The sequence below is a fragment of the Rhodococcus opacus B4 genome (genome assembly GCF_000010805.1).
GTDB lineage: Bacteria > Actinomycetota > Actinomycetes > Mycobacteriales > Mycobacteriaceae > Rhodococcus_F > Rhodococcus_F opacus_C.
The window spans coordinates 7,414,261-7,433,468 of the sequence record NC_012522.1; the positions used below are offsets into that span (position 1 = coordinate 7,414,261).

Below are 19,208 nucleotides of genomic sequence, written 5' to 3' on the forward strand. Positions count from 1 at the left end.
TGACACCCTCGACGGCAGACCAGTAGCGTGAGTCCATGACCGCGTCGTTCAGTTCCGGGGAGGATTCGGCTGCACTGGTATCGCACCGTGCAGTCGTGTGGAGTCCGGACTATCTCAGTTACCGGTGGAGTGCGGACCACCCGATGAATCCCACGCGGCTCGAGCTGACCATGTCGCTCGCGCGCAGTCTCGGCACCCTGGAGGGGGTGGAACTGTTGCGGCCCGCCGCCGCCTCGGACGCAGATCTGTTGCGGATTCACACTCCCGCGTATGTCGAAGCGGTCAAACAGGCCGGTCACTCCACGACGTCGGGTGTGCTCGGCGCGGAGGCACCGCACGGGCTCGGCACCGAGGACAATCCCGTCTTCCCCCAGATGCACGAGGCGAGCGCGATCCTCGCGGGCGGTTCCCTCGCCGCGGCGCAGGAGATCGCCGCTGGCCGCACCCGCCGCGCCGTCAGCATCGGCGGCGGCATGCACCACGCCATGCCCGACTGGGCCTCCGGCTTCTGTGTGTACAACGATGTCGCCATTGCCGTCTCCTGGCTGCTGGACAACGGTTTCGACCGGATCGCCTACATCGACGTCGACGCGCACCACGGTGACGGTGTCCAGCACGCGTTCGCGCACGACCCGCGGGTCCTGACGATCTCGCTGCACCAGCACCCGGCGACCCTCTGGCCCAACACCGGGTGGTCGAGCGAAGTGGGCGAGGGGTCGGGAGAGGGCACGGCGATCAACCTCCCGGTGCTGCCCGGCACCGTCGATGCGTTGTGGCTGCGCGGTTTCCACGCCGTCGTACCCGGTGCCCTCGCCGCGTTCCGGCCGCAGATCGTGATCAGCCAGTGCGGTGTCGACAGTCACCGGGAGGATCCGCTGGCCGACCTCGCGCTGACGGTGGACGGCCAGCGGGCCGCGTTCCTCGCGATGCGCGACCTCGCCGACCGCTACGCCGAGGGGCGCTGGCTCGCCGTCGGCGGCGGCGGCTACGGCCTCGTCCGGGTCGTCCCGCGTGCGTGGACCCACCTGATCGCCGCAGCGCTCGACCGCGAGATCGACACGGCCCGTGCCGTACCCGAGGCCTGGCAGGAGCGGGCGCACGCGCTGGCACCCAGCGTCGACCTGCCGGAGACGATGGGCGACGGCGGGGAGGTCGACTACCTGCCCTGGGACGGTCCCGGTGGCACACCGGAAACCGGGATCCCGTCGGTCGACCGCGCGCTGACACGGATCGACTCCGCCGTCATCGCCACCCGCCGCGCCTGCTTCCCCCTACTCGGACTCGACCCGGAGGACCCCCGTGACTGAGCAGGCGACCGGGAAACCCGACCCCGCGCACGACTACCCGCGGCACTGGGTCGCCGACGTGCTCGCGGCGGACGGCGGGGCGGTCGCGCTGCGGCCGATCGTGCCCGAGGACGCCGACAAACTCGTCGCGTTCCACTCCAAGCTGTCCGAGCGCACCCGCTATCTGCGTTATTTCGGTCCCTACCCGACCATGTCGCAACGCGATGTCGTGCACTTCACCACGGTCGACCACCACGACCGGGTCGCGTTCGTGGTGGTGTTGGGAGACGAGATCATCGCCGTCGGCCGGTACGAGCGGCTCACCGGCGAGGGCGACGGCAAATCCGCGGAGGTGGCATTCGTGGTCGCCGACGCGCACCAGGGCCGCGGACTCGGGCCGATCCTGCTCGAGCACCTGGCCGCGGCGGCCGCGGAGAGCGGCCTGACGATGTTCGTCGCCGAGGTCCTCGCGGAGAACCGGAACATGGTGACCGTCTTCCGTGAGGCCGGATATCAGGTGAGCCGCAGCTTCGAGGGCGGCGTGCTCAGGCTCGAGTTCGCGATCGACCCCACCGAAGCGATGGTGTCCGTGCGCAATTCCCGCGAGCGGGCCGCCGAGGCGCGGAGCATGCGCAACGTGCTCAGTCCGCGTTCGGTCGCGGTGATCGGCGCGTCCACCGACCGGGCGAAGGTCGGCAACGCCGTCCTGACCAACCTGCTGCGGGCGGGATTCACCGGTCCGGTGTACCCGGTCAACGCCGAGCACCGTTCGGTCCACGGTGTGCGGGCGTACCCGACGGTCCGCGACATCCCCGACGAGGTGGACCTCGCGGTCGTCGCCGTCCCCGCCGAATCGATCAACGCCGTCCTCGACGACTGCCTGGACAAGGGGGTCAAGGCCCTCGTCGTCGTGTCCTCCGGATTCAGTGAAACCGGAATGGACGGACGGCAGTCCGAGCGCCGCCTCGTCCACGCCGCCCGCGCGCACGGGATGCGGCTGATCGGTCCCAACGCGCTCGGCGTGGCCAACAACGACCGCGACGTGTCGTTGAACGCCACGCTCGCGCCGGTGCTGCCCAGCCCCGGCAATGTCGGATTCTTCTGTCAGTCCGGCGCACTCGGCATCGCGATCCTCGACGAGGCCGCGCGGAGCCGAATCGGGTTGTCCGCGTTCGTCTCGGCGGGCAACCGTGCCGACGTCTCCGGCAACGACCTGCTGCAGTACTGGGATTCGGACCCGGCGACCGAGGTCGTGCTGCTGTATCTGGAGAGCTTCGGCAACCCCCGCAAGTTCTCGCGCATCGCGCGGAGGGTGGCGAGGAACAAGCCGATCGTCGCGGTCAAGAGCGGGCGGCACGCCGTCCCGCCGGCGCTGGCGGCCAGCGGCGGCGAGATGGACGATTCGATCGTGCGCGCCCTCTTCGAGCAGGCCGGAGTGGTGCAGGTCGGGTCGATCTCGCAGCTGTTCGACTGTGCGCTGCTGTTCGGGTACCAGCCGCTGCCCGCAGGCCCCCGGCTCGCCGTGGTCGGGAACTCCACCGCGCTCGGCGTCCTCGCCGCCGACGCCGCCCGCAGCGAGGGTCTGCAGGTCGGCGACCCCGTCGACCTGGGCCCGCAGGCCGGTCCCGAGGAATTCGCGTCGGCCGTGCGGACGGCACTCGCGTCCTTCGACGTCGATTCGGTGATCGCCGTGTTCGTCCCCCCGGTCGCCGTACCCGCCGAACCCTATGCCCAGGCGCTGCGGGAAGCGGTGCGGGACGCCGACAAACCGGTGCTCACGACGTTCCTCGCGGCGGAGGGCGTGCCCGACGTCCTGGCGGTCCGAGGCGAGGACGGGCATCCGACACGCGGTTCGGTGCCCTCCTATCCGGGTCCGGAACGCGCGGCGCTGGCGCTGGCCAGGGCCTGGCGGTATTCGGCCTGGAAGAGTAAGCCGTCCTCGAAAGTGGTGCGTCCCAACGGGATCGACCCGGAGCGGGCGAAAGCGATGGTCGACGGCTGGCTGTCGACGTCGTCCGGGCGGTGGCTGTCGGACTTCGAGGCGTCGCAGCTTCTCGCGTGCTACGGCGTGGACGTCGTGGAGTTCCGGTCCGCCACCACCGAGGAGGAGGCCGTGCAGGCCGCGGAGGAACTGGGGTATCCGGTCGCGGTGAAGGCGACGGGGGAGCAGTGGCGGCACCGGCCCGACCTCGGCGGCGTCCGCCTCGACCTGGTCGGACCGGACTCGGTCCGCTGGGCCTACCGCGACCTCGCCGCCGCATCCGGCGAACCCCTGCTCCACGTGCAGCGGATGGCCACCAAGGGGATCGGCTGCGTCGTCGGCGTGCAGGACGACCCGTCGTTCGGTTCGCTCATCTCGTTCGGGCTCGCCGGCGTGATCTCCGATCTGCTCGGTGACCGCGCCTACCGGGTGCTGCCCCTCACCGAGGACGCCGCGGCGGAGCTGATCGACGCACCGAAGGCCGCGCCGCTGCTGTCCGGCTACCGCAGCGCCGTGCCGGTGAACAAATCGGCCCTCGTCGACCTCGTACAGCGGATCTCCGCCCTCGCCGACGACCTGCCGGAGGTGCGGGAACTGGCCTGCGAACCGGTGCTCGCGTCCGCCGAGGGTGCGCTGGTCACCGATTCGCGCGTGCGGATCGGTCCGGAGCCCAGCGTCGCCGACCTCGGTCCCCGCCGGCTGCGCTGAGCGGGGCCGGCCGGCCCCGGACGAGCAGTCCCCGCACAGCGCAGCGCCGGTGCCGGTCGCGTACGACCGGCACCGGCGCTGATGCGGAGGGAGAGACCCGGGTCAGCTGGCGTAGGAGCGCAGCCGCTCGGCGCGGTCGCCCTGACGCAGCTTGCCCATCACCTCGCGCTCGATCTGACGGACACGCTCGCGGGAGAGCCCGAAGAGCTTGCCGATCTGGTCGAGGGTGCGCGGCTGACCGTCGTCGAGTCCGTAACGCAGTCGGATGACCTGCTGCTCACGTTCGTCGAGGGTGGCGAGCACGGTCCGCACATCGCTGTGCAGGAGACCGGCGATCACGGCGTTCTCCGCGGAGGTGGCCTCGGAATCCTCGATGAAGTCGCCCAGCGGGGCCTCCTCGTCGTTGCCGACCGGCATGTCGAGGCTCACCGGGTCGCGGCTGTGGTCGAGGAGATCGGCGATCTTGTGCGCCGGGATACCGGACTCTTCGGCCAGTTCGTCGTCGGTCGCCTCCCGCCCGAGTTGCTGATGCAGCTCGCGCTTGATGCGGGCCAACTTGTTGACCTGCTCCACGAGGTGCACTGGGAGCCGGATCGTGCGGCTCTGATCGGCCATGCCTCGGGTGATCGCCTGACGAATCCACCAGGTGGCGTACGTCGAGAACTTGAACCCCTTCGCGTAGTCGAACTTCTCCATCGCGCGGATCAGGCCGAGGTTGCCCTCCTGGATGAGGTCCAGCAGGGGCATGCCGCGCCCGGTGTACCGCTTCGCGAGCGACACGACGAGCCGCAGGTTGGCCTCGAGGAGGTGTGCGCGCGCGGACTGTCCTTCCCGGACGACCGTCGCGAGGTCGCGCTTCTTGGCGGGGGAGAGGCGCTTCCCGGTCTCCAGGATGTGCGCGGCGTACAGCCCAGCCTCGATTCGCTTGGACAGTTCCACCTCGTCTGCGGCCGTCAGCAGGGCTGTGCGGCCGATTCCGTTCAGGTAGACGCGGACCAGGTCGGCAGCGGGGCTCTGGGCATCCAGATCGGCAGCGCTGGGGCGAATGCGAGTAGTGGTGCTGGGGCTTGTCATGACTTGCCTCCTCATCGGTGGTGTCTCATATGGATCAACGCACCGAAGGCCTGGGAAAGTTCCCGGCCGGTAATTTACGAAGAGGCTGTGACCTGCAGGTTCCTCGATTCGGTCCTGAGAAGTTGCTGAGAACACGTATAAGGGGGACGTGTTCGGGAACCCGCCGGCTACGTGGGGAGCACCAGTCCGTGCCGGACGAGGGCGTGTACGAGGGGGACGGCCGACTGGGCGAGGTCCTCGGCGTCGACGGCGTGGGCGGCAGCGAGAAGTTCGATCAGTTCGCCCAGCACGAGGCCGTCGTGGCCGCGCATGCCCGCGACGAGAGAGGCGACGAGGTCGTCGACCTCGTGCTGCCACGCCGGGCCGTTGCCGCGGTGCAACCGCGCGACCGCCTGCGTCCATCCCTCGTCGCCGGGCAGGAACACTCGCTCGAGGGCGGTGCTCTCCTCGACACGGAATCGGGCGGTGAGCACGTCGTGGTCGCGCAGCCACGCCACCCGCTCGAAGTACGCGAGGGCCTCCGCGCCGAGCGGATCGGTGAAGCCGTGGGTGAGGTCTTCCGCCATCAGATCGGTGGGTGCGTCGGTCCGGCGCAGGTAGACGAACCCGAAACCGACCCCCGCCACGTTCGCGCTCGCGAGGTGATCCAGCCAGTCCTCGGCGATCGTCGCGGTGGCCGGGTCGCGGGTGTCGAGGCCGCCGTCCCGCATCCAGGTGCCGACGTAGAGGGCCGGGTCCGCGACGTCCCGCTGCACCACCCAGGCGTCGATCCCGTGGGCGGGCAACCAGGACGCGACCCGGGCGCGCCAGTCCTCGCCCTCGACGTGGATCCACGACGCCAGCAGCGCCGCCGTGCCGCCGGGCGCGAGGTAGCCGGCCACGCGGGAGATCATCAGTTCACTCGCGCCGTCGAGGTCGAGGCCGGAGTCGCGGTAGGTGTGGCCCACCGTGGCGCGGCTCACGACGAACGGCGGATTGGCCACGATCTGATCGAACGTGCGGCCCTCGACCGGCTCGAACCACGACCCGGCGAGCAGTTCCACCTCCTGTTCGTTCAGTGCCGCCGTGACGGCCGCCAGGTCCACCGCCCGCACGTTCAGGTCCGTCGCCGTGATCGAGTGGGCGTAGGAGGCGCCGTGCAGGGCCTGGATACCGCACCCGGTCCCGATGTCGAGCAACGTCCCGACCGGTGCGGTCGGGGTGGCCCGCAGCAGTGACAGCGACGCGTGGCCGACGCCGATGACGTGGTCGACGGGGGTCTCGCGGGGGCGGAGGGAACCGTCGAGGTCGGAGAGCACCCACCGGTTGCCCCCGCCGATGTCCAGCGGCCGCAGGTCGAGGGCGGCCCGGACGACGTCGCCGTCGGATTCGAGCAGGCCTGCGGCGACGGCGTCGTCGACAGCGAGCGGGGACAACGCTCCGGCGACCTCGCCTGCGGGACAGTCGTCGGTGAGGAGGAACAGGCGGATCAGGGTGCCGAGTTCGCCGCAGGACGCGCTCGCCCGGCGCACCGGGACCGGTTCGTTGCGGCTCAACGCCGCATGGACCTCGGGGCCCAGCGCGTCGAGCAGGGTGTCCGTGTCGTACCGATTGCGGAGGAGGGCCGCACGCAGAGACGGGCAGATCGACAGCAGTTCGTCACGGTTCACCCGTGCATTGTTGCAGGACGCCCGGCGGCGTCAGCCCTCGATCGTATGGTGCGGCGGTGCGGGCAGGGCGGTGGACGGCGACTCGCGGTGGTCGTACCGGCTGGGCTCGTCCTTGGTGCGCGGCGGCCGGTCGTTCGCGATGAGGACCGCGATCCACGGCAGCGGGATCGACACGCCGATGATGGCCATCGAGATCCACGGGTTCTCCCAGATGCCGTACGCCACCGCGGCGAAGATCAGCGCCGGGAACCGGAACGACATGATGAGCAGGTACTTGCGGACACGGGCACGGTGCTGATCCTCGATGGATCGCGCTGCCTCGGTGATGAGAACCGGATTACTCGGTGAGCCGGCGTCGTGGGACCCACCGAACCCTGCACTTCGTGCCATGTCTCCACTGTTCCACTGTCGTGCCGCAAATGCACACGGGGGGTGGGATCGCCGGCCGGTTGCGGCATTATTGAGGGGTGAGCACTCAAACCAAGGAACGGCCCGACGTCACCACCGACGAGTCGACCGATGACGACACTCCCAAGTTCTTCCACTACGTGAAGAAGAACAAGATCGCGGAGAGCGCCGTCATGGGCACTCACGTCGTCGCGTTGTGCGGCGAGGTGTTTCCGGTGACGAAATCCGCGAAGCCGGGATCGCCGGTCTGTCCCGACTGCAAGAAGATCTACGACGGATTGCGCAAGGGCGACTGAGGTTTCGCCGGCGCTCGTCGCACACCCGGTGGCTCGGGAGATTCTCGTACCGGGCCGTCGGGCTCGCCGTCGTTCCCCGGGTCCTGCCCGGGCGTCTCCGGACGGGCGCGGTCGCCGACGACCTTGATCGGGCCGGTGGCGATGCGCCGTGTGAGGCTGGTCACCGGACCCGCCGACGGTGAACTCTCGGCCTGCGCGGCGATCCAGTCCCGCATCTGGTCGATTCGGGTCGCCCGGGCCGGCCAGAACTCCTGCACGGTCGCGTTGAACTCGGCGCCGAGCACCACCGCGAAACCCAGGAAGAACGTGAACAGCAGGAAGGCGATCGGCGTGGCCAGCGCCCCGTACGTGTACCCGGTTCCCGCGACCCACGAGAGGTAGCGGCGCAGGCAGGTGCTCGCGCCGAGGAAGAACACTCCCGCGACGAGCGCGCCGCCGAGCAGTCGGTGCCAGGGCAGCGACCGGGGCAGCGCCACCTTGTACAGCGTCGTCAGGCCGACGATGAGCAGTAGCCCCACACCCGGGTAGTAGAACGTGTCGACGATTTCCGTCCCGATCGTGCGCCACGACTCCGGGAGCACCCTCCCGACGAGCGTCGGCCCCAGCGCGACCAGCGGCAGGGTGAACACGGCGAGGATCAGGAACATCACGTAGAGGAGCAACGCGAAGACGCGCTGCCACACGGGGTGCCGCGCCTCCTGCTGGCCGTGGGCCTCGACGATCGAGTCCACGAACGTGGAGATGGCCGACGAGCCCGCCCAGAGGGACAGCAGGAAGCTCAGGGACACGATCTCGGGCCGGCCCCGCTCGAGGACATCCCCGACCGTCGGGCGGATGATCTGTTCGACCACGCTGTCGCTGAAGACGGTCCCGCTGAAGTTGACGATCTTCGACTGGATGATGTCGACGGTGTCGGGTCCGAACCACCCGCCGACGTAGCCGAGCATTCCGAGCAGCCCGAGCAGGAGCGGGGGCAGCGACAGCGTCTGCCAGAAGGCCGCGGTCGCCGCCTTCCCGAAGATCGAATCGTCCCACGCCTTGCTCGCTGTGCGACCGATCACGCTCAGTGCGCGACGTAGCGGATGCCACCCGGACCGGGGTGGATCACCGCCACTCTGCGGTGTCGTCGAGGGTGTTTCGGTCATGATGTTTCCAGCATCCCTGACGACACGCCCGGTTGCCCACCGATGCTGTCCCCGTGTCGCGACAAATCTGTCACTATCGGTACTCGCGAATGCGGTTCGCGTCGGATCCGGGCGCTAGGCTCCTTGACGGACAGCGCCTTCGGGTGTGGACCGGACGTGTCGATCGAATACCGAGGAGTGCGAGCAAACAGTGCCAAGCCAGCGGAGGGCAGCCCGTGAGTGCTGAGACAGTGGGCTCCCAGTCGGCGCCGAGAGTGGAAACCGAGGCCGCGCAGATCGTGGGCACCGAGGCCTACCTCGCACAGACCGAACCAGCCAGGCCCGCGGGATCACTGCGCGCCTGGCAGCGTCGTGCGCTGACCAAGTATCTGTCCACCGGACCGCAGGATTTCCTCGCGGTCGCGACACCGGGCGCCGGTAAGACCACCTTCGCGCTACGCGTCGCGTCGGAGTTGCTGCGCGACCGCACCGTCGACCAGGTCACGGTGGTCGCGCCGACCGAGCATCTCAAACACCAGTGGGCGGAGTCCGCGGCGCGCAACGGAATCGCGCTGGACTCGTACTTCTCGAACTCGACCGGGCAGACGTCCAGCGACTACCAGGGTGTCGTGGTGACGTACGCGCAGGTCGCCTCCCACCCGTTCAAGCACCGGGTCCGCACCGAGAGCCGGCGCACGCTGGTCATCCTCGACGAGATCCACCACGGTGGCGACGCGAAGAGCTGGGGTGACGCCATCCGCGAGGCGTTCGGGGACGCCACCCGCCGACTCGCCCTCACCGGTACGCCGTTCCGCAGCGACGACAGTGCGATCCCGTTCGTGACGTACGAACCCGACCGCGAGGGCCTGATGCGCTCCAAGGCGGATCACTCGTACGGGTACTCGGACGCGCTCGCGGACGGCGTCGTCCGGCCCGTCGTGTTCCTCGCGTACTCCGGTGAGGCACGCTGGCGGAACAACGCGGGCGAGGAGTTCTCCGCGCGGCTCGGAGAGCCGCTCAGCGCGGAACAGACGGCCCGGGCGTGGCGCACGGCCCTGGACCCGTCGGGCGACTGGATTCCCGCGGTCCTGCACGCCGCCGACACCCGTCTCGGCCAGTTGCGCACCGGCGGCATGCCCGACGCGGGTGGCCTGGTGATCGCCACCGACCAGACCGTCGCCCGCGCCTACGCGCAGACCCTGAAGGCGGTCACCGGGGAAGACCCGGTCGTGGTCCTGTCCGACGACCCGACGGCGTCCAAGCGGATCGCCGAGTTCGGGGCGAGTACCCAGAAGTGGATGGTCGCCGTCCGCATGGTGTCGGAAGGCGTCGACGTCCCCCGCCTGGCCGTCGGCGTGTACGCCACCAGTGCGTCCACCCCGCTCTATTTCGCGCAGGCGATCGGCCGTTTCGTGCGGTCCCGCCGCAAGGGCGAGACCGCGAGCGTGTTCCTCCCGTCGGTGCCGGTGCTGCTCGACCTGGCCAGCCAGCTGGAGGCGCAGCGCGACCACGTGCTCGGCAAGCCGCACCGGGAGAAGGACGGTTTCGACGACGACCTGCTCGCCGACGCGAACAAGCAGAAGGACGAGCCCGGCGAGGAAGAGAAGGCGTTCACCTCGCTCGGCGCCGATGCCGAGCTCGACCAGGTGATCTACGACGGCTCGTCCTTCGGGACGGCCACGTTCTCGGGATCCGACGAGGAGGCCGACTACCTCGGTCTGCCGGGTCTGCTCGACGCCGACCAGATGCGCGCCCTGCTGCGTCAGCGTCAGACGGAGCAGCTGGACAAGCAGGCCCCCCCTGCCCCCGCCGCGCCGGTCCCGCAGGTCGCGGAGCGGGTGGCCGCCGCGGGACAGCTCGCGCAGCTGCGTCGCGAACTGAACAGTCTCGTCGCGATGCACAACCACAGGACGGGCAAGCCGCACGGCACCATCCACGGCGAACTCCGCCGTGTCTGCGGGGGACCGCCGACGGCGATCGCCACCGTCGAGCAGCTCACCGAGCGGATCTCCACCCTGCGGCAGTGGTGACCGCCGCCACCCCGTGACACGAACGCAAAGAGACCGGCGAGTGCGGTGCACTCGCCGGTCTCTTGTTGCTGAAAGAGGTGAGCCTGGGACGGGTCACCCGGGCTGACGTATCAGATTGCAGCTTCGGCTTCGGACACGATCGTGGCGTTCATCTCGCGAAGACGGTCTGCGTGCTCGTTGGCGTGGTGACCGCAGAAGAGCAACTCTCCTCCGGTCGGAAGGACCGCGCGAACGCGGGCTCCCGCACCGCACCGGTCGCACCGGTCGGCTGCGGTCAACGGGGGGCTGGTCAGTGTTCCGGGCATGACTCCTCCGTACTGGCTTTTCGACTGATGCCGAGTGCCTGGGGCCTTGGTCCGCCGCGTCGGGGGTGGCGCGGTGGATCTACTCTGTCAGACGTTTGGGGTTTACGCGTTGTTCCCGACGGCGTTTCTCAGTGTTGCATCACACACGAAACCGGCCGGAAAAGTGCGGGCAGCGGCGTGACGAGCACCGATGTGAACAGACCGATCGGTCCGAGTTCGCTGACAGCTGATTCGATGTCGGGCGTGACGTTAGTCTCGCCGTGTGAAATCCGAAGACCAGCTCGTTCACATCTGCAGCCGCGACGAATGGCGCACCGCGGAACGCGAAGGCGCTCGCGTGCCCGCCACGTTCGCCGCGGACGGATTCGTGCACCTCTCCACACGAGCCCAGGTGCACCTGCCCGCCAACCGGTTGTTCGCCGGGCGCACGGACCTCGTCCTCCTCGGGCTCGACCCCGACGCGCTCGGTGCGCCGGTGAAGTGGGAGCCGGGCGTGCCGGCCGATCCGGCGTCGATGCTGTTCCCGCACCTGTACGGGCCGCTGCCCGTCACCGCGGTCACCGCCGTCGAGGAGTACCGCCCCGAGACCGACGGAACGTTCGCGGCCCGGCGCTGACGCGAGCCTCCCGCGGTTGGTCACCCTCGTCGGACTACCGTGGAGGCATGAACGTTGAAGTGACGCCACTGCCCGGTATCGGGGTGCGTAAGGACTTCGAACTCGCCGCCGGTCGCCGCATCGGTGTCATCACCCATCGCGACGGCCGCACGGACCTCATCGTGTCGAAGGCCGACGACCCCGACGCCTGCGCCGCGTCCGTGCCGCTCACCACCGAGGAAGCGGCCGTGCTCAGCAATCTGCTCGGAGCACCCCAACTGGTGGCGCAGCTGGAGGAGGAACACCGGGACCTGCCCGGCATCCGCACCAAGCAGCTGTACATCAAGGAAGATTCCCGGTTCGACGGCCGCTCGCTCGGCGACACCGCGATGCGCACGCGCACCGGGGTCTCGATCGTCGCGGTCATGCGGGCGGGCCAGGTGAACCCGTCACCGAAGCCCGACTTCCTGCTCACCTCCGGCGATCTGCTGGTCGCCGTCGGAACCACAGACGGACTGGACGCGGCAGCCAAGCTCCTGGCCAACGGCTGACAGACCCGTGAACACCACCACGCTCGCGCTCATCGAACTGGGCGCGGTGTTCTTCGCGCTCGGCCTGCTGGGCCGTCTGGCAGCCCAATTCGGGATGTCGCCGATCCCGTTCTATCTCCTCGGCGGCCTCTGCTTCGGCAGCGGCGGATTCGTCAACCTCGGCGACATCAGCGAGTTCAGCCACCTCGCAAGTGAGATCGGAGTGGTCCTCCTCCTGCTTCTGCTGGGGCTCGAGTACACCGCGTCCGAACTCGTCACCGGGCTGCGACGGTCGTGGATGGCCGGCGTCGTGGACGCCGTCCTCAACGCCGCGCCCGGAGCGGTCGTCGCCCTGATGCTGGGGTGGGGGACCACCGGTGCCGTCGTGATGGCCGGCGTCACCTACATCTCGTCCTCGGGAATCATCGCGAAGGTGCTGAGCGACCTGGGACGGCTCGGTAACCGCGAAACCCCGGTCGTGCTGTCGATCCTGGTGTTCGAGGACCTCGCGATGGCCGTGTACCTGCCCATCCTGACGGCCCTGCTCGCCGGGGTCAGCTTCGCCGGTGGACTCGAGGCGGTGGGCATCTCCCTTGTCGTGATCTCCGTCGTCCTCGTGATCGCGCTGCGGTACGGCCGCTACGTGTCCGCCCTGCTGGACAGCCCGGACAGCGAAACCCTGCTCCTGAAGCTGCTCGGTGCCGCGCTCCTCGTCGCGGGGATCAGCTCGGCGATGCAGGTCTCGGCCGCCGTCGGGGCCTTCCTGCTGGGGATCGCGATCTCCGGCACGACCGCCCACAACGCGAGCCGCGTCCTCGAACCGCTCCGCGATCTGTTCGCGGCGATGTTCTTCGTCGTGTTCGGACTCAACACCGATCCCCGGGCGATTCCGCCGGTCCTCGGCTGGGCCGCGCTGCTCGCGGTCGTCACCGCGCTGACGAAGATGGTCACCGGTGCATGGGCGGCGAAACAGCAGGGGGTCGGGCGACTGGGCCGGGCCCGTGCCGGAGTCGCGTTGATCGCGCGCGGCGAGTTCTCCATCGTCATCGCCGGCCTGGCGTTGTCGGCGGGCGCGGTGGAGAGCGAACTCGTTGCACTCGCCACCGCGTACGTGCTCCTGATGGCCGTCATCGGTCCGGTGGCGGCACGGGTGGTCGAGCCGGTGGCGGGCGCCTGGATCCGGGTTCGCACCGCCGCGTGACGGGCCACCGCCGGTCGCGTGGCGCACGGACGACGATGCCCCCGGACGCCGAGCGCGTCCGGGGGCATCGCAGTCCGTGCGTCTAGTCCAGGTAGTCGCGCAGCACCTGCGACCGCGACGGGTGGCGCAGCTTCGACATGGTCTTGGACTCGATCTGGCGGATGCGCTCACGCGTGACGCCGTAGACCTGTCCGATCTCGTCCAGCGTGCGCGGCTGGCCGTCGGTCAGGCCGAAGCGCAGGCGCACGACGCCCGCTTCACGCTCGGAGAGCGTCTCGAGGACCGACTGGAGCTGGTCCTGCAGCAGGGTGAAGGACACGGCGTCGACGGCCACGACGGCCTCGGAGTCCTCGATGAAGTCGCCGAGCTGGCTGTCGCCCTCGTCGCCGATGGTCTGGTCGAGGGAGATGGGCTCACGCGCGTACTGCTGGATCTCCAGCACCTTCTCGGGCGTGATGTCCATTTCCTTGGCGAGCTCCTCGGGCGTGGGCTCACGACCCAGGTCCTGCAGGAGTTCACGCTGGATGCGGCCGAGCTTGTTGATGACCTCCACCATGTGCACCGGGATGCGGATCGTCCGGGCCTGGTCGGCCATCGCGCGGGTGATGGCCTGACGGATCCACCACGTGGCGTACGTCGAGAACTTGTAGCCCTTGGTGTAGTCGAACTTCTCGACGGCACGGATGAGACCCAGGTTGCCTTCCTGAATCAGGTCGAGGAAGGCCATGCCGCGTCCGGTGTAGCGCTTGGCCAGCGACACGACGAGGCGGAGGTTGGCCTCGAGGAGGTGGTTCTTGGCGCGGTTGCCGTCGCGGCAGATCCAGCTCATGTCCCGGCGCTGCGCAGCGGGGAGCTTCTCTCCGGAGTCGGACAGCTCCTGCATGATCTGGGTCGCGTACAGCCCGGCCTCGATCCGCTTGGCGAGCTCGACCTCCTCCTCGGCGTTGAGGAGGGCGACCTTGCCGATCTGCTTGAGGTAGGCGCGGACGGAGTCTGCCGACGCGGTCAGCTCCGCATCCTTGCGGGCCTGGCGGAGCGCCTCGGACTCCTCCTCGTCCCACACGAAGTCGCCGGACGCCTTGTCCTTCTCGGACGGCTCCTCGGTCTCCTCGTCCTCGCCGACCGCGACGACCTCCACGACATCGGACTCGACCTCGGCGAGGTCGCCCTCGGTGATGTCGATGTCGTCCATGTCGGCGGAATCCTCGTCGAGGTCCTCGCCGTCCGCACCCTTACCGGCCGTGGCCTTCTTGCCGCCCGCCTTCTTCGCTGCCGCCTTCTTGGCGGGGGCCTTCTTCGCTGCCGCCTTCTTGGCGGGGGCCTTCTTCGCCGCTGCCTTCTTCGCGGGAGCTGCCTCGGCTGCCGGAGCGGTGCCGGTGGCGGCCGCTGCGACTGGTGCTTCCGGCCCTGACTCTGAAGTCGAATCAGCAGTCTGACGTGTATCGGTGGCTGCCACGTACGCCCTTTCGTGACGGTGTCGTGCGGCGTCACGCCAGAGTGGTCATCCGGCGGAGAGGTCTACTGGTTTCGCCGGCGCGCAGCCGGGCTCTTCCATTGTAACGACCCATCCGAAATAGTTACGGAGCGATGCCCGTTTCGACCGCGAGCGCAGCGCCGACGATTCCCGCCGTGTTGAGCAGCGCAGCAGGTACGACGGGTGTCCTGTTGGTCAGATGGGGGATCCACTTCTCGTGTTTGCGGCTGATTCCGCCGCCGGCGATGAACAGATCCGGCCACAGGAGGTTCTCGAACCGGGTGAGGACGCGGCTGACCTCGGCCGCCCACTCCTTGTACGACAGATCCTTCTTCTCCTTCACGGAGGACGCCGCCCGGTGCTCGGCCTCCTTGCCGTCGACCTCCATGTGCCCGAACTCGGTGTTGGGGAGCAGCACGCCGTCGTGGAGGATCGCCGAGCCGATGCCCGTGCCGAACGTGAGGAGGATGACGACCCCCTTCGCGTCCTTGCCCGCGCCGAGCGCGTCCTCGGCCATCCCCGCCGCGTCCGCGTCGTTGAGGACGGTGACGCGCGTGCCGCCGAGTGCGTCCGAGAACAGCGCGCGCGCGTCGGTCCCGATCCACCCCTTGTCGATGTTCGCGGCCGATCGTGCGACGCCGCCGGTGACGACGCTCGGCAGCGTGATACCGACCGGTCCGTCCCATCCTGCCTGGCGGATGATCTCCGCGACGGTCTTCGCGACCGCCTCCGGGGTGGACGGCTGGGGGGTGAGGAGCTTGATGCGGTCGCCGATCAGCTCACCGGTCTCGAGATCGACGACGCCACCCTTGACGCCGCTGCCTCCGACGTCGACACCGAACCCCGTTTTGGCCATGGCGTGTGCTCCTCCGTGTCGACGACGACGTGATCTCCGGGTGCGCTTCTACTGTCCGTCACACTAGTGCGTCGAGGCGGGTTCGGTGGGTGATGACACTTGACGACGCTGTGGCGCCGGAGGGGAAGCGCGGAACGCCAGCGGTGGTGTGAGGCAGCGAAAGTGTGTTCCGATGGGTGTGTGCACGCACCCCAGAGTTCAGACACCGCGCCCGGCCACGCCGGCACCGATCCCCGACGACTGCTCGAGGTCGCCGTCGCCGTGGCCGAGGAGGCCGCCGCACACGTCCGGGCGCGGCGGCCCGAGGTTTTCGGAATCGTCGGGACGCGAGCGGAATCCGGCGACGCCGTGGCGTCGAAGAGCACTCCCACCGACCCGGTCACCGTCGTCGACACCGAGAGCGAGCAGGTCATCCGCGACCGCCTCGCGGAGCTTCGCCCGGAGGACGCGATCCTCGGCGAAGAAGGTGGGGGAGAGGGCGATTCCGTCGCGGGGGTGCGCTGGATCGTCGACCCGATCGACGGCACGGTGAACTTTCTGTACGGGGTGCCCGCGTACGCCGTCTCGGTGGCGGCCCAGATCGACGGTGTGTCCGTCGCCGGGGTCGTGGTCGACGTGGCGGCCCGGTCGACGTACGCGGCGGCGCGCGGCGGCGGGGCGACCCTCACCGACGCCGACGGACGGGTCAGCGCATTGCGGTGCAACCCCGTCACCGACGTGTCGATGGCGTTGCTCGCCACCGGATTCGGCTACGGCGCGGCCCGGCGCAAGGTTCAGGGCGCTCTCATCGCCGAGATCCTGCCGAGGGTGCGGGACATCCGCCGGATCGGCTCGGCGGCACTGGACCTGTGCATGGTCGCCGCCGGCCGGGCCGACGCCCACTTCGAACACGGGCTGAGCCCGTGGGACTGGGCGGCGGGCTCCCTGATCGCGACCGAGGCGGGCGCCCGCGTGCGGATCCCGTCGCCGCACTCGTCCAGCGCGGACGGGGACGTGGTGGTGGCCGCGGCCCCCGGCATCGCCGACGCGCTGGACGCCCTGTTCGCCGAGATCGGGGCGGACACCCCGATCCCGGAGCGGTGATCGGCGGTCAGCAGCGGGCGGTGCGCGCCGCCTTCAAGAGGTCGATGTCGAGAGGTGCGGGCTGGGTTCCGGGCGGCGGATCCTTCAGGGACCGCAGAACCTCCTCGGCGTCGGCGTTCGGCGAGATCTTGCGGAAATAGGTTCCGAGGGCCAGGTCGACCGTGTCGTCGGTGCGGGTGTCCTGGATGAGTTCGGCGCACGGGGCCACCAGCCAGAGCGCGCTGGCGGCGGCGGCGCCGTTCGGGCCGAACCGCAGCTGCCCCTGGCACTGCATGTTCTGGTCGACGTAGATGGGGTCGTTGCCCGCCTGGACGTCGGGTGCGCTCGCGAACCCGTAGTCGCTCAGCTGTGCGGCCACCTGCGCCGCCTGGCCGTGCTCGCCGTTGGCGTTGAACACGCGCACCTTCGTGGCAGACAGCGCGGCGGGCTCCACGTCCCGCAACGTCGAACCGTCGACCCTCTCGCCCAGCTGCTGCGGCGGCGGGGCGGCCGGATCGACCGGCTGCGCGGCCGGTTGCGGAAGATTGCAGTCGACCGTCGCGGCGAGGTCCTCGTCCTCGCCGAGGACGCCGATCCACACGACGGCTCCGAGCAGGGCGAGGACCGCGAACACCACGAGGATCGGCATCGCACGGCGCCGCCGGAATGGCCGACCCTTGTCGTCGAGCGGGCTGCCTTCGGTGATCAGTGAAACCACAGTGTGCCTCGACCTCTCCTACGAACTGCGCTGCGAGCGTTTCGCCCGTCCAGCGCACCGATACAGGCCCCGGCCACACGTCGTGGCGCAGGTTCGGCACCTACCTTAGATCCCTGCGGCGTCATAACCCCGAACCCGTCCCCGTTGTGGAATGTCACAGCTTGCTGTGGTGTTGGTGACGATTAGCAGACAATTTGCGCGATCGGCCGAATCGGTTACGACTTTTGTACGTCCTTCGGCTACTGTCTGGCGGCCCCAGTCGTTCGAAGCATGCAGAACGAGGGTCGGCAGAAGATGACAGAAGAGGCGTAGATCATGTTTCCGGAGCCTGGTGTCCGGGCACGTATCCATCCGCTGCGGCGTTGCGCAGCCGCAGGGTGTGATCTGCGCCGAGGCGGTTTTCGGGTGGACGGTCGACCGGCAATCGGTTCGACGTGCCGCACGGGCCGGGATACACGGAAGAAGATGAGGGGAAGGCGACATGGCAACTGACTACGACGCACCGCGGCGAACAGAGTCCGACGAGGTTTCGGAGGATTCGCTGGAGGAACTGAAGGCGCGACGCAACGAGGCTCAGTCGGCTGTCGTCGACGTCGACGAGTCCGACACCGCGGAGTCGTTCGAACTGCCCGGCGCGGATCTGTCCGGTGAAGAACTCTCGGTGCGGGTCGTGCCGAAGCAGGCCGACGAGTTCACGTGTTCGAGCTGTTTCCTGGTGCACCACCGCAGCCGGCTCGCCAGTGACGCGGGCGGAGTGCTGGTGTGCAGGGACTGCGCGGCCTGAGCGGCGGCGAGTACGAGAGGCGGACGGTGGGCGGCCCACCGTCCGATCAGTCTCCGTCCGCCTCGGAGCGGGCACTGTCGAGCGCGGCCAGCAATTCCGCGGGCCGGCGTGTGCTGACCAACCAGTAGGGGGTCGGGTCCTCGGGGTCGTCGAGCACGATCAATGCCATCGGCTTGACCCAGACCCGGTGTTGCACGAAGGCGGCGGGGTCGAGCTGGCGACCGAGAGCCGCACTCTTCGCCGAACCCGGCACCTCGGCGACCCGCGCGATGACGTCCACCGGCAGATGCGCCTGCCCGACCCGCAGGTGGACACCGCTCGGTTCCCGGACGACCTCGACGCGCAGGCGGCTGAGCCAGACGAGCCCCCACACGGGCAGCGGCAGCAGCAGGACGTACGGCAGCCACGCACGCAGACCGGGCGCACCCATGTGCACCTCCGCGGCGAGCAACCCGGCGACGAACAGGCCCACTGCCCACCACCAGACGGGCACCCACAGGCGCTCGGAGTACAGCACGGGGGAGGCGTGATCGTTGGGCGCGACTTCGGGCCGGGACGTTTCTGACACGCAACCAGGATAGTCGGTCCCTGAGAGTAGGCTCGGTGCACGTGAGCGACCTATCTCCCGGCCATTCTCCCGCCGCGACCCCCACCATTCCGCCCGTCGCCCTCCAGCGGCTGGACCCGGGCATTCCGGTTCCGCAGCGCGCGCACGACGGCGATGCAGGTGTCGACCTCTGCAGCACCACCGATGTGACCATCGAGCCGGGGCGGCGCGTCCTCGTCGGAACGGGCATCGCGGTCGCGTTGCCGCTCGGCACCGTCGGGTTGATCCACCCCCGATCCGGGCTGGCGGCCAAATCGGGATTGTCGGTGGTCAACACCCCCGGCACCATCGACGCGGGCTACCGGGGCGAGATCAAGGTGTGCCTGATCAATCACGACCTCGAGACCCCGATCGAGATCCGGCGGGGCGACCGGATCGCCCAGCTGCTCGTGCAGCGGGTCGAACTGGTGTCGTTCGTCGAGGTCGAGTCCCTCGACGGCACCACCCGCGGCAGCGACGGACACGGGTCGAGCGGAGGCCACGCCAGCCTCGTCGGCAATGTCAGTGAAGGAGCCTGATC

General features: G+C 69.3%; 19 protein-coding genes. 10 read left to right on the forward strand and 9 right to left on the reverse strand.

Features of this window, described 5'->3' with window-relative positions; all coding sequences use genetic code 11:
* Nucleotides 1-35 precede the first annotated feature (35 nt).
* A complete protein-coding gene (locus ROP_RS33745; RefSeq protein ID WP_015890478.1) occupies nucleotides 36-1,307 on the forward strand; it encodes an acetoin utilization protein AcuC in 1,272 nt (423 codons plus the stop codon).
* Nucleotides 1,300-3,975, forward strand: a complete 2,676-nt coding sequence (locus ROP_RS33750) for a GNAT family N-acetyltransferase (RefSeq protein ID WP_015890479.1) — start codon at nucleotides 1,300-1,302, stop codon at nucleotides 3,973-3,975. The genes ROP_RS33745 and ROP_RS33750 overlap by 8 nt, the downstream gene beginning before the upstream one ends.
* Nucleotides 3,976-4,077: 102 nt before the next feature.
* Here the strand turns inward: ROP_RS33750 and ROP_RS33755 are convergent, their stop codons facing one another.
* The 3 genes from ROP_RS33755 to ROP_RS33765 form a co-directional block, all read right to left on the reverse strand.
* Nucleotides 4,078-5,049 carry a sigma-70 family RNA polymerase sigma factor gene (locus tag ROP_RS33755; protein ID WP_005240812.1) on the reverse strand — a complete coding sequence of 324 codons (972 nt, stop codon included), beginning with the start codon at nucleotides 5,047-5,049 and terminating at the stop codon, nucleotides 4,078-4,080.
* A gap of 167 nt (nucleotides 5,050-5,216) precedes the next feature.
* Nucleotides 5,217-6,698 carry a DUF7059 domain-containing protein gene (locus tag ROP_RS33760; protein ID WP_015890480.1) on the reverse strand — a complete coding sequence of 494 codons (1,482 nt, stop codon included), beginning with the start codon at nucleotides 6,696-6,698 and terminating at the stop codon, nucleotides 5,217-5,219.
* 30 nt (nucleotides 6,699-6,728) lie between these two features.
* On the reverse strand, nucleotides 6,729-7,088 hold the full coding sequence (locus tag ROP_RS33765; RefSeq protein ID WP_005261100.1) for a DUF3099 domain-containing protein: 360 nt from the start codon (nucleotides 7,086-7,088) through the stop codon (nucleotides 6,729-6,731).
* Nucleotides 7,089-7,165: 77 nt separating this feature from the next.
* Between ROP_RS33765 and ROP_RS33770 the strand changes: the two genes are divergently transcribed.
* Entirely contained in the window at nucleotides 7,166-7,402 is a 237-nt protein-coding gene (locus tag ROP_RS33770; RefSeq protein WP_015890481.1) for a DUF3039 domain-containing protein, read from the forward strand.
* On the opposite strand, the gene ROP_RS33775 is transcribed toward ROP_RS33770, so the two are convergent.
* Nucleotides 7,375-8,547 (reverse strand): YihY/virulence factor BrkB family protein, encoded by a 1,173-nt coding sequence (locus ROP_RS33775; RefSeq protein ID WP_015890482.1) that lies wholly within the window; start codon nucleotides 8,545-8,547, stop codon nucleotides 7,375-7,377. The genes ROP_RS33770 and ROP_RS33775 overlap by 28 nt on opposite strands.
* A 254-nt stretch (nucleotides 8,548-8,801) precedes the next feature.
* Here ROP_RS33775 and ROP_RS33780 point away from each other — a divergent pair, with 254 nt between their 5' ends.
* A complete protein-coding gene (locus ROP_RS33780) occupies nucleotides 8,802-10,556 on the forward strand; it encodes a DEAD/DEAH box helicase (protein WP_050785160.1) in 1,755 nt (584 codons plus the stop codon).
* 110 nt (nucleotides 10,557-10,666) lie between these two features.
* Here ROP_RS33780 and ROP_RS33785 read toward each other — a convergent pair whose 3' ends face one another.
* Nucleotides 10,667-10,861: a DUF7455 domain-containing protein gene (locus ROP_RS33785; RefSeq protein ID WP_005240831.1), complete on the reverse strand. Its 195-nt coding sequence runs from the start codon at nucleotides 10,859-10,861 to the stop codon at nucleotides 10,667-10,669.
* Nucleotides 10,862-11,123: 262 nt separating this feature from the next.
* On the opposite strand from ROP_RS33785, the gene ROP_RS33790 reads away from it, so the two are divergent.
* Genes ROP_RS33790 through ROP_RS33800 form a run of 3 tightly spaced genes read left to right on the forward strand, consistent with a single transcriptional unit; the run spans nucleotide 11,124 to nucleotide 13,187 of the window.
* Nucleotides 11,124-11,477: a DUF952 domain-containing protein gene (locus ROP_RS33790; RefSeq protein WP_015890484.1), complete on the forward strand. Its 354-nt coding sequence runs from the start codon at nucleotides 11,124-11,126 to the stop codon at nucleotides 11,475-11,477.
* Nucleotides 11,478-11,524: 47 nt separating this feature from the next.
* Nucleotides 11,525-12,007 carry a cation:proton antiporter regulatory subunit gene (locus tag ROP_RS33795; protein ID WP_015890485.1) on the forward strand — a complete coding sequence of 161 codons (483 nt, stop codon included), beginning with the start codon at nucleotides 11,525-11,527 and terminating at the stop codon, nucleotides 12,005-12,007.
* Between the two features lie 7 nt (nucleotides 12,008-12,014).
* Nucleotides 12,015-13,187, forward strand: coding sequence for a cation:proton antiporter (locus ROP_RS33800; protein ID WP_015890486.1), 1,173 nt, complete (start codon nucleotides 12,015-12,017; stop codon nucleotides 13,185-13,187).
* An 82-nt stretch (nucleotides 13,188-13,269) separates the two neighbouring features.
* Here ROP_RS33800 and ROP_RS33805 read toward each other — a convergent pair whose 3' ends face one another.
* Together ROP_RS33805 and ppgK are read right to left on the reverse strand one after the other, a co-directional pair.
* Complete coding sequence (locus tag ROP_RS33805) at nucleotides 13,270-14,643, reverse strand: RNA polymerase sigma factor (protein WP_015890487.1); 1,374 nt, start codon at nucleotides 14,641-14,643, stop codon at nucleotides 13,270-13,272.
* A gap of 121 nt (nucleotides 14,644-14,764) precedes the next feature.
* Entirely contained in the window at nucleotides 14,765-15,517 is a 753-nt protein-coding gene (ppgK, locus tag ROP_RS33810) for a polyphosphate--glucose phosphotransferase (RefSeq protein ID WP_015890488.1), read from the reverse strand.
* A gap of 180 nt (nucleotides 15,518-15,697) precedes the next feature.
* Here ppgK and ROP_RS33815 point away from each other — a divergent pair, with 180 nt between their 5' ends.
* Nucleotides 15,698-16,600: an inositol monophosphatase family protein gene (locus tag ROP_RS33815; protein ID WP_015890489.1), complete on the forward strand. Its 903-nt coding sequence runs from the start codon at nucleotides 15,698-15,700 to the stop codon at nucleotides 16,598-16,600.
* Between the two features lie 7 nt (nucleotides 16,601-16,607).
* Here the strand turns inward: ROP_RS33815 and cei are convergent, their stop codons facing one another.
* The gene (gene cei / locus ROP_RS33820) at nucleotides 16,608-17,297 is read right to left on the reverse strand and encodes an envelope integrity protein Cei (protein ID WP_015890490.1); all 690 of its coding nucleotides are present in this window, start codon (nucleotides 17,295-17,297) and stop codon (nucleotides 16,608-16,610) included.
* Nucleotides 17,298-17,778: 481 nt separating this feature from the next.
* Here cei and ROP_RS33825 point away from each other — a divergent pair, with 481 nt between their 5' ends.
* Entirely contained in the window at nucleotides 17,779-18,081 is a 303-nt protein-coding gene (locus ROP_RS33825; protein WP_005240850.1) for a DUF4193 domain-containing protein, read from the forward strand.
* Between the two features lie 46 nt (nucleotides 18,082-18,127).
* Here ROP_RS33825 and ROP_RS33830 read toward each other — a convergent pair whose 3' ends face one another.
* On the reverse strand, nucleotides 18,128-18,598 hold the full coding sequence (locus tag ROP_RS33830; RefSeq protein ID WP_043825915.1) for a DUF3093 domain-containing protein: 471 nt from the start codon (nucleotides 18,596-18,598) through the stop codon (nucleotides 18,128-18,130).
* Nucleotides 18,599-18,684: 86 nt separating this feature from the next.
* Between ROP_RS33830 and dut the strand changes: the two genes are divergently transcribed.
* Entirely contained in the window at nucleotides 18,685-19,206 is a 522-nt protein-coding gene (gene dut, locus ROP_RS33835; protein WP_193384878.1) for a dUTP diphosphatase, read from the forward strand.
* Nucleotides 19,207-19,208: the final 2 nt, after the last annotated feature.

Bases quoted from the DNA above. Each gene is read 5' to 3' on its own strand.
- ROP_RS33745 (WP_015890478.1), top strand. From the start codon at position 36: ATGACCGCGTCGTTCAGTTCCGGGGAGGATTCGGCTGCACTGGTATCG.
- ROP_RS33755 (WP_005240812.1), bottom strand. From the start codon at position 5,049: ATGACAAGCCCCAGCACCACTACTCGCATTCGCCCCAGCGCTGCCGAT.
- ROP_RS33765 (WP_005261100.1), bottom strand. From the start codon at position 7,088: ATGGCACGAAGTGCAGGGTTCGGTGGGTCCCACGACGCCGGCTCACCG.
- ROP_RS33775 (WP_015890482.1), bottom strand. From the start codon at position 8,547: ATGACCGAAACACCCTCGACGACACCGCAGAGTGGCGGTGATCCACCC.
- ROP_RS33785 (WP_005240831.1), bottom strand. From the start codon at position 10,861: ATGCCCGGAACACTGACCAGCCCCCCGTTGACCGCAGCCGACCGGTGC.
- ROP_RS33795 (WP_015890485.1), top strand. From the start codon at position 11,525: ATGAACGTTGAAGTGACGCCACTGCCCGGTATCGGGGTGCGTAAGGAC.
- ppgK (WP_015890488.1), bottom strand. From the start codon at position 15,517: ATGGCCAAAACGGGGTTCGGTGTCGACGTCGGAGGCAGCGGCGTCAAG.
- ROP_RS33825 (WP_005240850.1), top strand. From the start codon at position 17,779: ATGGCAACTGACTACGACGCACCGCGGCGAACAGAGTCCGACGAGGTT.